14 protein-coding genes are annotated in these 13,883 nt (G+C 41.0%); 5 read left to right on the top strand and 9 right to left on the bottom strand.

The annotated features are described in order from the left end of the window. Positions 1-7 precede the first annotated feature (7 nt). Positions 8-1,195 (bottom strand): aminotransferase class I/II-fold pyridoxal phosphate-dependent enzyme, encoded by a 1,188-nt coding sequence (locus ACTF5Q_RS10130; RefSeq protein ID WP_438954499.1) that lies wholly within the window; start codon positions 1,193-1,195, stop codon positions 8-10. A 120-nt stretch (positions 1,196-1,315) separates the two neighbouring features. After that, positions 1,316-2,647: an amidase gene (locus ACTF5Q_RS10125; protein ID WP_438954498.1), complete on the bottom strand. Its 1,332-nt coding sequence runs from the start codon at positions 2,645-2,647 to the stop codon at positions 1,316-1,318. 73 nt (positions 2,648-2,720) lie between these two features. On the opposite strand from ACTF5Q_RS10125, the gene ACTF5Q_RS10120 reads away from it, so the two are divergent. Further along, a complete protein-coding gene (locus ACTF5Q_RS10120; RefSeq protein ID WP_438954497.1) occupies positions 2,721-3,935 on the top strand; it encodes a UbiH/UbiF/VisC/COQ6 family ubiquinone biosynthesis hydroxylase in 1,215 nt (404 codons plus the stop codon). On the opposite strand, the gene ACTF5Q_RS10115 is transcribed toward ACTF5Q_RS10120, so the two are convergent. From ACTF5Q_RS10115 to ACTF5Q_RS10095, 5 genes are read right to left on the bottom strand one after another with little or no spacing between them, the layout of a single operon-like run. Further along, positions 3,932-4,090 carry a Trm112 family protein gene (locus ACTF5Q_RS10115; protein ID WP_154033538.1) on the bottom strand — a complete coding sequence of 53 codons (159 nt, stop codon included), beginning with the start codon at positions 4,088-4,090 and terminating at the stop codon, positions 3,932-3,934. The two genes, ACTF5Q_RS10120 and ACTF5Q_RS10115, sit on opposite strands and share 4 nt — an antisense overlap. Before the next feature lie 47 nt (positions 4,091-4,137). Next, the gene (locus ACTF5Q_RS10110; RefSeq protein ID WP_438954496.1) at positions 4,138-4,776 is read right to left on the bottom strand and encodes an LON peptidase substrate-binding domain-containing protein; all 639 of its coding nucleotides are present in this window, start codon (positions 4,774-4,776) and stop codon (positions 4,138-4,140) included. 26 nt (positions 4,777-4,802) lie between these two features. Continuing rightward, complete coding sequence (gene trxA / locus ACTF5Q_RS10105; RefSeq protein ID WP_438954495.1) at positions 4,803-5,714, bottom strand: thioredoxin; 912 nt, start codon at positions 5,712-5,714, stop codon at positions 4,803-4,805. 52 nt (positions 5,715-5,766) lie between these two features. Next, positions 5,767-6,555 carry an exodeoxyribonuclease III gene (xth, locus tag ACTF5Q_RS10100; RefSeq protein WP_438954494.1) on the bottom strand — a complete coding sequence of 263 codons (789 nt, stop codon included), beginning with the start codon at positions 6,553-6,555 and terminating at the stop codon, positions 5,767-5,769. Positions 6,556-6,588: 33 nt separating this feature from the next. After that, positions 6,589-7,215, bottom strand: a complete 627-nt coding sequence (locus ACTF5Q_RS10095) for a winged helix-turn-helix domain-containing protein (RefSeq protein WP_438954493.1) — start codon at positions 7,213-7,215, stop codon at positions 6,589-6,591. Between the two features lie 229 nt (positions 7,216-7,444). Here ACTF5Q_RS10095 and ribA point away from each other — a divergent pair, with 229 nt between their 5' ends. Beyond that, positions 7,445-8,539, top strand: a complete 1,095-nt coding sequence (ribA, locus tag ACTF5Q_RS10090) for a GTP cyclohydrolase II (RefSeq protein WP_438954492.1) — start codon at positions 7,445-7,447, stop codon at positions 8,537-8,539. Further along, positions 8,539-9,042 carry a L,D-transpeptidase family protein gene (locus ACTF5Q_RS10085; RefSeq protein ID WP_438954491.1) on the top strand — a complete coding sequence of 168 codons (504 nt, stop codon included), beginning with the start codon at positions 8,539-8,541 and terminating at the stop codon, positions 9,040-9,042. Before ribA ends, ACTF5Q_RS10085 begins: the two co-directional genes overlap by 1 nt. On the opposite strand, the gene ACTF5Q_RS10080 is transcribed toward ACTF5Q_RS10085, so the two are convergent. Both ACTF5Q_RS10080 and ACTF5Q_RS10075 read right to left on the bottom strand, forming a co-directional pair. After that, positions 9,035-9,685 (bottom strand): YggS family pyridoxal phosphate-dependent enzyme, encoded by a 651-nt coding sequence (locus tag ACTF5Q_RS10080; RefSeq protein ID WP_438954490.1) that lies wholly within the window; start codon positions 9,683-9,685, stop codon positions 9,035-9,037. The two genes, ACTF5Q_RS10085 and ACTF5Q_RS10080, sit on opposite strands and share 8 nt — an antisense overlap. A 110-nt stretch (positions 9,686-9,795) precedes the next feature. After that, positions 9,796-10,635 (bottom strand): hypothetical protein, encoded by an 840-nt coding sequence (locus tag ACTF5Q_RS10075; protein ID WP_438954489.1) that lies wholly within the window; start codon positions 10,633-10,635, stop codon positions 9,796-9,798. Between the two features lie 265 nt (positions 10,636-10,900). Here ACTF5Q_RS10075 and ACTF5Q_RS10070 point away from each other — a divergent pair, with 265 nt between their 5' ends. Then, positions 10,901-11,371, top strand: coding sequence for a DUF3576 domain-containing protein (locus tag ACTF5Q_RS10070; protein WP_438954488.1), 471 nt, complete (start codon positions 10,901-10,903; stop codon positions 11,369-11,371). A gap of 161 nt (positions 11,372-11,532) precedes the next feature. Continuing rightward, positions 11,533-13,883, top strand: a 2,351-nt coding sequence (leuS, locus tag ACTF5Q_RS10065) for a leucine--tRNA ligase (RefSeq protein ID WP_438954487.1), incomplete at its 3' end; no start/stop codon positions are given.

Raw genomic sequence — 13,883 nt, 5'->3', positions numbered from 1 at the left:
TTTGTACCTATACTTGTTTTTCACGAAGAAATTCTCTTATTTTCGATAGTCCGCGCTTAGTTTCTTCCAGCTCTGAAACCATTGCTACTCTTACAAATTGATCTCCTGGGCTTTGACCGTTAAAATCTTTAGCCAAATACCTACCCGGCAAAACTCGTACTCCGCAATTTTGCCAAAGCTCTAATGCTACTTTCTCACCATCACCGACATTTATCCAAAGAAAAAACCCTGCTTCTGGGCTTAAATATCCATCAAAATCATCAAAAATTTGATCGGCAATTTTATATTTTTTCTCATAAATTTTACGATTTTTAACAACATGTTCTTCATCACTCCAAACTGATGCAGAAACGTGCTGCAAGGGCTCTGGAATAGGTGCGCCAGAATAAGCTTTTAGTTGCTTCATCCGCTTTATATTTTTTTCGCCAGATGCTGCGAAACCCGATCTTAAACCTGGCAGGTTCGAACGCTTAGATAGCGAATGGAAAGTAACCACCCTATTAGGATCAGCACCTAATTTTTCTGAAACTTGCATCAGCCCTGGGGGAGGAGCGTATCGATAAATTTCGCTATAACATTCATCTGCAAATATTATGAAATCATATTTTTCAGCCAACTCAATCAATGCAGTTAGGTAATCCGCTGTAGCGACTGCACCCTGGGGATTAGATGGTGAGCAAATATATGCAGCTGACGTTTTATTGAGTATATCCGCTTTTAAGCCAAAGTAATCTGGGAGATGCCCACTATGCTCATCTGTTGAAATAAAAAGTGGCTCTGAATTCACGGACAAAGCCGAAATCATATAAACCTGATAGAATGGATTTGGTATGAGGACGAAAGGCTGGCTGTCGCTTAATTTCTCAGGGCACAAAGCCATACTTACATTATATAGACCCTCACGAGTACCGTTTACTGGTAAAATATTTTTATCAGAGGAGAGTGAAACATCAAAACGCCTATAAAACCAATCAACAATAGATGTTTGAAGTTTTTCAATGCCATCATTTGCTGGATATCGATTAAATCCATCAAGATGGTCTAAAAGAACGTCTTTAATCCAGAGTGGATAAAGATGCTGTGGTTCACCAATAGTCATATTATAATGCGGACCAACGAAATTATGCCCATCTAAAAGAGCACGTAAACGCGGAAACGCATATTCCGGGAGGTGTGAAAACCGCTCGGGGTACATATAAACTTTGCCTCAATTTTTGGGTCTTACGCCCATTATTAAAAATATTGTAACTCACAATGTGCGCTACGTCCATAATAACCACATTAAAATTAACAAATTGTGACGGTAAAGGCTCAATTACTTTAGGATTGCTATTTCAGCTGCTTTGCCGAGTCTAAGTAGTTTTTCCTCCCTATTAGGCAGGGCCATTATAGATAATCCACAACTATTATAGTTTGTGGGAATTGTGAGAGAACAAATCCCCATTAAGTTACCAATACGAGTATTTCTGAGAGCCATAAGATTTTGAGAAACATAGTAGTCATTATCTGATTCCAATCTCTCCAAATTTGGCGGCATAATAGGACAAGTTGGCAATATGACCCCGTCAAACTCTGAGCATTTCATGGCATATTGCTTTTTGAAGATTTCTAAATCCCTCATCGCTTTTAAATATTCAGAGGCTAGCACGTCTTTGCCACCACGAAATCTTTGGAGGATTTCACCATACATAAGCTCAGGTGCAGCCTCTATTTTATCTTTCCATTCAGCGTAAGCTTCCGAGGGATATACCAAACTGGAGAGCGCCAAAGCGCTTTCTACCTCATCTATTTCAATTTCTTTAATCTTAAAACCAAAATTTGATAATGCTTTTACTGATGCTTCGAAAGCGAGTGCTGGCTTTTGCTGCAAATCATCGAGTGGTGTGCCTTTCAGTATTGCCAGCCTGCCCCTTTCAATTGACCTGTACTCTAAGTCAATGGGTTTATTTGTAGTAATAACAGAAAATAATAGCCCGGCATCGTCAACTGTTTTGACTATAGGTCCGATAGTGTCAAAACTTCTACACAACGGAACAACGCCTTCCATCGATACCCTTCCTAAGGTAGTTTTTAAACCAACTAAATCATTCCAAGCTGCTGGAATTCTAACAGATCCCCCTGTATCAGAACCTATTGCGGCCGGAGCAAGACCAAAAGCTACTGATGCAGCTGCTCCCGATGAAGAGCCGCCGGCGACGGCGCCTAGATCATTTACACAAGGAGGCGTCTGAGTAACCGGGTTCAAGCCCAAACCAGAGAATGCTAGCTCCGACATATGTGTTTTCCCTAAAGTGACCAGTCCATTGATAGATGCCTGTTCTAGAATAGCACAGTCCGTTTGAGGCATCTGTCCTTTTAACAAGTCTGAGCCAGCAGTAGTTTCATGGCCCTCGACATCAAATAAATCCTTCCAACTGATGGGCACGCCATCTAATGGCCCCATGCGCAAACCTAATTTTTGCCTTTTTCGTGCATCCGCCGCTTCGCCCAATGCCCGTTCTTTGGTAACCTCTACATAAATTCTTTCGGTTAAAGTGCTTTTTTGTATAGCCTCAAGGTAAGCCTCAAGTGCCTCCACAGGATTAGTAAGATTATTTTCAAACGCTTCTCCCAGTTCAGAAGCACTCATTTTTAAAGGATCAGCCATTTTCTTATCTTTCTTAAAAATTAGCGGCAATCCAACTCATGGACGAATCAAATCTAAACGTCATTATTGAGTTATGGCAATAGATAGTGATATTATAATTATTGGCGGCGGGCTAAACGGTTCATTGATGGCAATCGTCGCAGCCAAGTTCGGATTCTCCTCAATAGTTTTAGACTCGAAAGAGAAGGACACTAGCAGGGAAAATCATTTTGATGGCAGAAGCTACGCATTGGCCTTGAGTTCTATTCGTTTGCTCAAAAATATTGATGTTTTTGATGGTATACAAGACAACTCCCAAGCTATTTTGGACATAAAAATTCAAGATGGAAAACTAGTCCAAGGGCCGTCTCAATTTAGTTTACATTTTGATAATAATGAAATCCACGATGGCCCGATGGGCCAAATGGTGGAAGACAGATTTATTCGTAACGCACTGTTTACTAAGATTTGCGAACACGATCAAATAGACTACAAATTTGCTTGTGAAGTGATGGAGCACAAAAAAGAAAAGGGCTACGTAAGCGTAACGCTAAAAAATGGTAATAAACTTAATACGAGGCTTGTGGTTGGGGCTGATGGGAAAAACAGTGAGCTAGCAAGACGAGCAGGCATTAAGAAGGCAGGTTGGAAATATAATCAAACTGCGCTTGTCTGTGCTATCGAACATGAAATTGAACATAACGGATTGGCTTGGCAATATTTTTTACCCACTGGACCTCTCGCCGTTCTGCCAATGAAAGGTAAGCGTTCGTCTGTTGTTTGGACTGAACAGAATATTCATGTAAAAGCGGTTAACTCGTGTGATAAAATTGAATACACGAAAATACTAGAAGCACGTCTTGGTAATTTCCTGGGGAAATTTAAAATCATCGGTGATAGGTACTCATATCCACTTGAGTTAAAAATAGCAGATCGGTTTGTTGATGAAAGATTGGCATTGGTTGGTGATGCTGCCCATAGCATACACCCTATAGCTGGTCAGGGTTTGAATGCAGGTTTTAAGGATATTGCAGTCCTAGCCCAAGTAATCCAAGACGCTTTTCTTCGCGGAGAGGATTTTGGAAGTTTAGGAGTTCTGAAGCGTTATGAAGAATGGCGTAGGTTCGACAGTGTTCAACTCGCGTACAGTACTGACTTGTTCAACAAGTTATTTTCCAATGAAAATGAAGCCCTTCGCCTCGTGCGCAATATCGGAATAAAAATGCTGGACAGCATTCCAATTGCCAAGCAAAAAATTATTAAAGAGGCCGCAGGTGTAACAGGAGAGTTGCCCCGGTTAATGCATTAAACTTTATTGATAGTCCTAGCGGCATCGACCAACATTATTGGTATACCATCTCGAATTGGGAAGGCCAAACCAGCCTTGTTAGATATAAGCTCTTGATTTTCAGAGTTGTATTCTAATAACGAATGGGTAACGGGACACACTAAGGCTTCAAGCATTGATGGAGCAAACCTTTGATCCACTTCAGTTTTGTCGTTAGACTTGTTCACTGTAAAATTTCCTCACTTGAGCCACCTCTCAAGTTGTATTCTATTAAAGTTACTAAAGTTTCACGCCGCGTAACCAAAGATGGGGCCTCTAATAAGGCCTGCTTTTCCTCTATTTCAAAATCAAGCATCATTGAGAGCGCGTTTATAAGTAATTCATCGTCAGCGTCTCTCAAAGACTCCCAATCGGTGGATAGCCCGCGCCGTTTTAAATATTTCGACAAAAGGTCAAAAAAGAATTTCCTATCTAATTTTGGATCTTTTTCAGTAGTACCATGATCCTGATCAAAACCATGCCAATCAACTTTAAATTTACGATACGGATGAAAACCCTCGATCTCACCACCAATCCTATACCGAGAAACACCAGTAATAGTGATCATATAACGTCCATCTTCCGTCTCAGAAAATTGGGTTAATTTGCCAGCACAACCGATAGCACTCAGGCGCTCCTTTCCCTCATGCTCACTGGGTTGGATCATTCCAAGGAGGCGATGGGAAGTTTTCATCACATCTTCAACCATTGCGAGATACCTGGGCTCAAAAATGTGTAACGGTAACCTCGCCCGGGGCAGCAATAGAGCTCTGGGTAGCGGGAAGACTGGTAAAACTTCAGGCAATTCAGGATTTCTACTCATAAAAGTCATTTAGCCCAATATAAAACTTAAGCAAATATCATACTGCTTAATTTCCTTCTGCCATTTAAAACGATCGGGTCGTTAGCCTCGAGAGCATCGAATATTGTAAATAACTGGACTTTGGCGGCACCATCATTCCAATCTGGATCTCTGCGAAAAAGTTCCAGTAATTGAGCCACTGCTTCCTCTAGATTATTGCCAGCATAAAGGGCCTGCGAGTATTCGAAGCGTGCTTTGCTATCCGCTGGGTCAGAAGAAACTACCGCCTCTAACTCTGCCAATGGGCCTGCATCGAGCGCCTGCCTTGCTAGGGCAATTTTAGCAAAGACTGCTTCGATGTCTGAGCTATCAGAAATTTCTGCAGGAACACCATTCAGAACAGCCTCAGCCCCATCAATATCTTCAAGAGCCAATTTCGCCCTTGCTAATCCGCTATATGCTTTTACGTTTTGATTATCTTCCTCAATTATGGCTGAAAAGACTTGTGCCGCATCGCTTGAAGATCCCTCTGCGAGCATCTCTTCTGCACTATTTAGGGCTTCAGAAAGACCCCCACTTACTTCACCACCAGAAGATTGGATAACCCGAGCCACAAAATCTTCAATTTCAGAATTAGGTACAGCGCCTTGAAAGCCGTCAACTGGTTGGCCATTATGAAACGCATATACAGTTGGAATTGATTGCACTCTTAGCTGACCCGCGATTGCTTGATTATCATCAATATTGACCTTCACCATCTTGACCGCGCCGTTAGAGGCCAATACCGCTTTTTCAAGCATTGGCCCCAGTGTTTTACACGGACCACACCAGGGTGCCCAAAAATCCACAATAACCGGCACTTCCTGACTGGCTTCAATAACATCCGTCATGAAGGTATCTTCATTTACGTCTTTAATTAAGTCGCCGGCGTTGGGTTTATCCGCACCAATTTCTAACATTTTTACCTCTTAATAATTATTAATCTCTTATATGGGCCTTTATGATCAAAAATTAAACATCAAAAACAACAAATATTGGGGCATGGTCGCTTGGCTGTTCCCAACCTCTCACATCGCGTGCAATTATCACTGCACTTACAAAGTTTGAAATATCGGGAGTAGCCCAAACATGATCAAGTCTCCTTCCTTTATCTGCAGTACTCCAATCCTTTGCGCGATATGACCACCAAGAGAAAAGGTTTCCATCAGGAATAGCCTGCCTGACAACGTCTTCCCAAGGTCCTGAGTTTTGGACTTTTTTGAGGTGTTCAATTTCAATTGCCGTGTGGCTAACAACTTTGGATAGTTTCTTGTGATCCCAAACGTCATCTGGTCTGGGAGCGATATTAAGGTCACCCACTAATATCGATTTTTTAAGATCAAGATTATTAAAATACTTTTCCATACATGTTAAGTAACTCAATTTCTGAGAAAATTTTTCATTTACGTTTGGATCAGGCTCATCACCACCAGCTGGAACATAAAAGTTGTGAACAGTTACACCACTCTCTAATACCACAGCGATATGACGAGCATGACCTATATTGGCGAAATCCTCCGAGAAGTCAGCTTTGATAGGTAATTTAGAAAGAATTGCTACACCGTTATAACCTTTTTGACCTCTTGCAGCGTAGTACGCAAACCCAAGCTCTTTAAAGGTTGCAAATGGCATTTTTTCAACTGGGGATTTGCATTCCTGTAAGCAAATCAAATCAGGCGAATACTCAGTTAAATATCTAACAAGTAAATTTTCTCTTAATCGAAAGGAATTTATATTCCATGTTGCTACTTTTAAAACCACTCTGCCCCCTAAATCAATGCTATAGAAAAACCATTAAAAGGTTTTCTCAGGCAACAACTGGTACCCACCTTTTTTAGTAACAATTAATTCATCGCCAGCAAAACTAACGCTAATCTTTTTGCGAAGCCGATAGATATAGGTTTCCAGTGTATGCGTTGTTAGGCTTGTAGTATGACTCCAAACCTCATTCAATAAAACCTCTTTGGAAACGATACGATCTCTATATCGGTACAAATATTTCAATATATTTGTTTCTTTTTCCGTTAAGTTTACCGTCTGCCCGTTCTGCAGTTTTATTAACTTAGAGCCTGGATAAAACTGGATATTGCCTAAAGAGATTATTACTTCGGGAGAAAACTCATACTTCGATAACAAGCGTCTAATACATTCTAGCAACGATACGATTTTAAATGGCCGCTGTAGGCAAGCTAGAAGACGCCCTGTATTTTGCGCTTCAAGCTCTACTATTCTCTTGACGGAACAAGAAAAGATAATTGGCCCAGAAAACCCAACCCGAAAAAGCAAATCCAAGAAGTTTTGCACGCAGCCTTTTAACATTTTGGGGTTTACTATCACTAGATCAAAATGATTATCTTTTAAAAACAAATGAATATCATCGCAACTTTTTGCTTTAGTAATGTAAAATTCATCACTTGCCAAAAGTAGTTCGCACAGCCCAGACAAAACTATTGCATCATCTTCAACCAATAATAAATTCTTACGCTGCAACATCGGAATATATTTTTTCTAAAACTATGAATTATACCTAATAGCAAGAGTATCCAGTTTTCAGATATCAAAATATACTCTAAAGATCTATACTAGCATTCTTATAAAACTTTGAAATTAGCGTTCCACTACCCTAAAAAACGCGATAGACCTTTATAGAATGAGTAAGTTTGGTAAAATAAAAATTTCACTGAGTGAGCGTGTTTCCAGGATCTACACAGATCTCCGTCTGGGCATACCAGTAATTATCCGTGCGGAAGATGAACATCTTGTAGTACCAGTTGAAACTCTAAATCAAATACGTTTTGATTTATTTCGATCATTGGCAACCGACCTAAGACTTGTAGTATCGTCTCGACGAGCAAATACTCTTAAAATGTCGTCTTACGACAAAGGATTAGCACGTATTGAAGTCCCAGCTGACCGAAATTTAGAGTGGCTTAAAGCGGTGGCGGACCCATCGAAAGACCTCATTTATGGCATAAAAGGCCCTTTTACGCAAATGAGGGGAGGCGATACCAGAGTAGAACACTTAGGACTCTTATTGAGTAAGACCGCGCAACTTTTACCTGCAATTTTGACGATTAATCTGAAGGTCTCAGAGATTAAGACAGATAACCTAACTTCAATTGAAATTTCCGATTTATTATCCTTTTTTGAGCAAGACCCTATTTCGCGTGAAATCATTTCTGCAAGACTTCCAACCGAAACCGCTGAATTTGGTAAACTTCATGTCTTCAGGCCTGAACTGGATGGTCCAGAACATTACGCCATGGAGTTTGGAGAAATAGATAGAAATAGCCCTGTCCTTGTGAGAATACATTCCGCATGTTTTACGGGTGATATACTGGGAAGCCTCAAATGTGATTGTGGAGCTCAATTAACTGAGGCTACACATCAAATAAATATGAATGGTTCGGGTGTTCTTCTCTATCTTAATCAAGAGGGGAGGGGTATCGGGCTTGCTAACAAAATGCGAGCCTACGCTTTACAGGACGAAGGCTTTGATACAGTTGAAGCAAACCATCGCCTGGGCTTTGAGGACGACGAACGCAATTTCAAAATTGGCGCCTCTATTCTAAAAGAGCTAGAAATTAATTCAATTCGACTAATGACAAATAATCCTAACAAAATCAAACTATTAGGAGAAAACGGTATTAATATTTACGAGCGGGTCGCTCTAAAAATTAAAGAGAACAAATTCAACGCGCACTATCTTGGTACAAAAGCCAAAAAATCTGGGCATTTGTTATAATGCTCCGCAATAAAAATCTATTTTTAACATCGCAAGGATTGATTTGTCCGGATCGAATTATACCTGCCTCCTTTGGAAAAGGAGGTATCTCAAAACGCCCAAAGGAGCATGAACCAACGACACCAACTGGTGAGCATACAATTATAGGAATGCTGTACCGTCCAGATAGGCTTAAAAAACCAAGAGACTGGGCAATGCCAATACTTATTAATTCATTTTGGTCCAACGACGAGAGAGACCCGGATTATAATCTAATGGTTTCTTATTCAAATATATATTGCAGAAAAAAATTACGTGTGCCAACGCCAACATATGACCTTATTTTACTCACAGACTGGAATTGGCCACAGGCGATCAAAGGAAGAGGATCGGCATTTTTTATACACCAATGGTCAGCTAAAAAGGCACCAACCAATGGAAGTATCGCCATGTCCCGCGAGGCCCTATTTTGGCTTGCTGCAAACGTTGATTACGGTACCAAGATAACAATTAAAGTCACTTAGGACGTGATCCAAAGATAGCTGACCCTACCCGAACATGCGTTGCGCCGAAAGATATCGCTTTCTCAAAATCATCGGACATACCCATTGATAAGCCGGTTAATCCATTATTGTCAGCCAGTTTTTTTAATAGGGCGAAATGTAGACTAACTTCCTCATCTACTGGAGGGATGGCCATCAAGCCCAAAATTGGAAGATCCATCGCCCTACAATCATTAATAAAAATTTCCAAATCCTTTACCATAATACCGGCCTTCTGAGTTTCTGCGCCAGTATTGACCTGTATGAATAATTCCGGGCATTTACCAAGTTCTTGGGCTAATCGCGCGATGGTATTCGCCAACTTTGGGCGATCAAGAGAATGTATACAGTCAAATAGCTCAATAGCTTGCCGTGCCTTATTTGTCTGTAATGGACCAAGCATATGCAATTTCACTTGAGTGTAATTTTCTCGCCAAGTTGGCCACTTGGCTGCCGCCTCTTGTACATAATTCTCACCAAATTCACAGTGCCCGGCGTCGAGAACTTTTAAAACGCGATCATTTGGTTGTAATTTTGATACTGCAATTAAAGAGGTAGCGTTTGGGAGTCTAGCATACTTTACCTCAGCATCCGCTATTCGTGTTTTTATATCAGAAAGTGACATTCGAAAGACTCATTTTTAAGTAAGTAGATTACCAAGTCTTAAATTAGATACATAAAATGAAAAAAGGCGACCTAAACAGATCGCCTTAATCTTTAATTATAACTAAATAATTAGAATGAGAAACCTACGCCTGCGAAAGTTGTATCATCTTGGTTAGTACCAATATTAAAAGTAGCTCCGCCACCTAGATCATAAGCCATGGTAGCTTCCCACTCTTCATTTGTTGCGTCGTTAGCTGTTACACCAACTGAAATCGCTCCTGATGAATAAGAAACAGATCCCTCTACTACACCTTCTGATTCTTCAACAGAAACTGTCATGCCGTCTGACATAGCATAAGATATAGTAGTTGTACTTGTGTCAGCACCAGTACGATCAGTATCAGCCTCTACACTTACTGTAATGTCGCCCATTGCATATGATACGCTCACAGTGGATGCATCTTCAGCATCACCGCTGTCAGATGAAACAACAGAACCTGAAATTGCGCCAGCGCTGTATCCAATTGAAATCGATGTTGGGTCTGAATCTTCCAACCCTGTAACGATGCTGTAGGTAAGGTCGCCCATTGCACCAGAAACTCCGATATCACCTCCAATATCGTCATCATAAAGATCGTCGATATCGTCCTGAGCCATTGTGATTGTCACGCCTGCCACACCAATTGAAATTACTGGTGTCGCGTCTGTGCCCATATCTTGAGTGTCTAATTCAAAATCACCCACATCAAGAGTTTGTCCAGCACCCATATCTATAGAAGTAGAGAAGGTCATTCCGTTATCTGATGCGCCACTTAATGAGAAGCCTAAATCTACACCTGAATATACTGAAAGGTCTGCGCCCGCAGCACCGAATAAACCGGCTCCACCTGTACCTGACATGGAGACGTCTGCTGATGCGAAACCTGCTGATAGTGTCAGCGCTGATGTCGCTAGTAGAACTTTTTTCATTTTTTATCCCTCGGGTTATAATAAACAAATTGGCCTACGACAGAATCTCCGACGCAGGAATAGGTTAGTTGTGGCAAGTTTATACCCCTCAGTGCAACCTAATCTCACAATAGGGGTTGAGGATCAAAAAATATGATGCAGGTTTGCCACACTGTAAATTACAGCTTATATATTGGGCCTCTTAGTTAAAATATGGCCTAAATAATAGCTGCTTGCTCTAAGTTAATAGCTCATGTAAATTTGATTAATCGAGTTTGAGGATCGCATGACTAAATTAAAATTTACTATTTTATCGTTTTTAACCATTTTATTGATAGCAAGCTGCAGCAGCGATTCTAACACTTTGGACGATAATAGCTATTTATCAACACTGCCAGCCGCAGAGAGTGAAGATCGCGAAACTATATGGGACGCCTTTAATAGAGAGGCGACACGAGAACCAGTAAAAGTGAACCGGTATATTTGGCAGGCAGCACTTGATGTACTAGACTTCATGCCAATTGAGACTATCGATCCATTTTCAGGCGTAATAGTCAAAGGATTTGGAGTGCCGCCAGGTGGTAAAATACAGTATCGCGCTACAATATATGTAATTGATCCCGCGCTGGAAGCGAGGTCACTGAGGGTTTCAATGCAGACAAAATCTGGACCAGTTAATGCTGCGACAATGAGAGAAATAGAAAATGCGATTCTTTCCAGAGCAAGGCAAATGCGAAAAGCGGACGGGTTATCATAATTTAGTCAAGTACGCTCTTTGAAAAAAGATCGCAGTTAGTGTTATACATTGAGCAAACAATAGTTCCTAACCGAAACTTTTATAGTGCATATCTATGGACCCTGACTGTATTTCTATTTATCACGATGAAAAATATCACTGCAAAGCGCAAGGAATATTAAATGGCTGCCTACAGTCCCGCTAGAATTGAACCAAAATGGCAAAGTGCTTGGGAAGACTTAAAAGTTTTTAATTCCAAAATAGATTTAAAAAGGCCAAAATATTATGTTTTGGAAATGTTCCCGTATCCATCGGGAAGAATACATATGGGACACGTACGCAACTACACCATGGGGGATTTGGTAGCGCGATACAAACTAAGCACTGGTTTTAATGTTTTGCATCCAATGGGTTGGGATGCATTTGGTATGCCCGCAGAAAATGCAGCGATGGCTTCGAACGGTCATCCAAAGGAATGGACCTACAACAACATCTCAATAATGAAAGATCAAATGAAACCACTCGGTTTGTCTATTGATTGGCAAAGAGAGTTTGCAACGTGCGATCCAGAGTACTATGGCCAACAACAGGCATTATTTCTTGATTTTTTAGAAGCGGGTTTGGTTTATAGAAAAAATGCAATTGTAAACTGGGATCCAGTAGACTTGACAGTTCTTGCCAACGAACAAGTGGAAAATGGCCGAGGCTGGAGATCTGGGGCAGTTGTTGAAAGAAGAGAATTAACTCAATGGTTTTTTAAAATTTCTGAGTTTTCAGATGATTTGCTTGCTTCCATAGAAAAGCTAGATAATTGGCCAGCAAAAGTAAAATTGATGCAAACAAATTGGATTGGTGAATCCAAGGGCTTGGAATTTGCATTTAAAGCAGTGAATGCACCAGATGGATTTGACAAAATTGAAGTTTACACAACCAGACCAGATACTTTGCTTGGGGCATCTTTTGTAGGCATATCAGCAGATCATCCGCTAGCCCGAGAGCTTGAAAAGGTAAATTCTGATATTGCTTCTTTCAACGCTCAGTGCAGGCAAATGTCCACATCCGAAGCCGAAATGGAAAAAGCAGAAAAAAAAGGCATCGACACCGGTATTTTAGTCACTCATCCCTTGAACCCAGACATTAAACTGCCAGTTTGGATAGCAAATTTTATCCTCATGGATTATGGAACTGGTGCAATTTTCGCTTGTCCAGCGCATGATCAAAGAGATTTAGATTTTGCTCGCAAATATCAATTGCCTGTAATTGATACTTTTTACTCTTTAGAAAACGAAGAAGCCGTAAAAAATACAGCGTTTGTTCCACCCAAGTCAGAGCGAGTCAAATGGGTAAACCATTTCACTGGCGTTGATGTGGCAACGGGAGAGGAAGTAATAGATGCGACCATTCGTTTCGCTGAAAAGCAGGGTTGGGGATCAGGTGTTACCAAATACCGACTGCGAGACTGGGGGCTTAGCCGACAAAGATACTGGGGGTGCCCAATTCCAGTGGTCCATTGCGATAGCTGTGGATTGGTTGCAGAAAAGAAAGAAAACTTGCCAATCAAACTCCCCGATGATGTTAAATTTGATAAACCAGGAAACCCACTAGATAGACATGAGACTTGGCGCAAATGCAAATGTCCAGAGTGTGGCGGGCCGGCATTAAGAGAAACCGACACAATGGACACGTTTGTGGACTCAAGTTGGTATTTTACAAGGTTCACATCTTATAACTCGACAACACCCACCAACGAAAAAGAAATAAATTATTGGATGAATGTAGATCAATATATTGGTGGTGTTGAGCATGCTATACTACATCTTCTCTACTCTAGATTTTTTGCAAGAGCTATGCATCACTGTGGTCACCTACCCAAAAGCGCTATCGAGCCTTTTGACGCACTCTTCACGCAAGGAATGGTGACACATGCAATATACGAACGGGATAATGCAAATGGACGACCAACATATTTTTATCCAGAAGAAGTAGACATAAAAGACGGTAAAGCATTTTTAAAAAGTGATGGCAGTAAAGTAAAAATCATTCCCTCAGCAAAAATGTCTAAATCCAAAAATAATGTTGTAGACCCTGTAGCAATAATTGATGATTTTGGCGCGGATACTGCTCGCTGGTTTGTTCTCTCCGACAGCCCTCCAGAAAGAGACGTAGAGTGGACAGCGTCTGGTGTGGAAGCCGCTAACAGACATTTGACCCGCGTTTACAAAATTGTTTCAGAAATAATCAAAGACAATACACCTAACAACGAAAATGATACAAGTCTTACGAAAGAGACACATAAAGCAATTCACGATGTTACAATGGGACTAGAATCGTTTGGCTTTAACTCAGCAATAGCAAGGCTCTACGGATTTACAAATATCCTAGCCAAGTCAAAAGCAGGTGCTGATGCCAAGCAAGCTGCTGCAAAGGCTCTAGTTCAACTAATGGGGCCAATGACACCCCATTTAGCGGAAGAGCTGTGGGCGGACTTAGGTGGAGAAGGTCTTGTCGTTTCTGCCGATTGGCCAAAAGCTGA

This window comes from Candidatus Salinivivens marinus, assembly GCF_965655845.1.
Lineage (GTDB): Bacteria > Pseudomonadota > Alphaproteobacteria > Rhodobacterales > Rhodobacteraceae > Salinivivens > Salinivivens marinus.
This window is presented reverse-complemented; position numbering and strand designations above follow the sequence as displayed.

Bases quoted from the DNA above. Each gene is read 5' to 3' on its own strand.
- ACTF5Q_RS10130 (WP_438954499.1), bottom strand. From the start codon at position 1,195: ATGTACCCCGAGCGGTTTTCACACCTCCCGGAATATGCGTTTCCGCGT.
- ACTF5Q_RS10125 (WP_438954498.1), bottom strand. From the start codon at position 2,647: ATGGCTGATCCTTTAAAAATGAGTGCTTCTGAACTGGGAGAAGCGTTT.
- ACTF5Q_RS10120 (WP_438954497.1), top strand. From the start codon at position 2,721: ATGGCAATAGATAGTGATATTATAATTATTGGCGGCGGGCTAAACGGT.
- ACTF5Q_RS10115 (WP_154033538.1), bottom strand. From the start codon at position 4,090: ATGCTTGAAGCCTTAGTGTGTCCCGTTACCCATTCGTTATTAGAATAC.
- ACTF5Q_RS10110 (WP_438954496.1), bottom strand. From the start codon at position 4,776: ATGAGTAGAAATCCTGAATTGCCTGAAGTTTTACCAGTCTTCCCGCTA.
- trxA (WP_438954495.1), bottom strand. From the start codon at position 5,714: ATGTTAGAAATTGGTGCGGATAAACCCAACGCCGGCGACTTAATTAAA.
- ribA (WP_438954492.1), top strand. From the start codon at position 7,445: ATGAGTAAGTTTGGTAAAATAAAAATTTCACTGAGTGAGCGTGTTTCC.
- ACTF5Q_RS10085 (WP_438954491.1), top strand. From the start codon at position 8,539: ATGCTCCGCAATAAAAATCTATTTTTAACATCGCAAGGATTGATTTGT.
- ACTF5Q_RS10080 (WP_438954490.1), bottom strand. From the start codon at position 9,685: ATGTCACTTTCTGATATAAAAACACGAATAGCGGATGCTGAGGTAAAG.
- ACTF5Q_RS10075 (WP_438954489.1), bottom strand. From the start codon at position 10,635: ATGAAAAAAGTTCTACTAGCGACATCAGCGCTGACACTATCAGCAGGT.
- ACTF5Q_RS10070 (WP_438954488.1), top strand. From the start codon at position 10,901: ATGACTAAATTAAAATTTACTATTTTATCGTTTTTAACCATTTTATTG.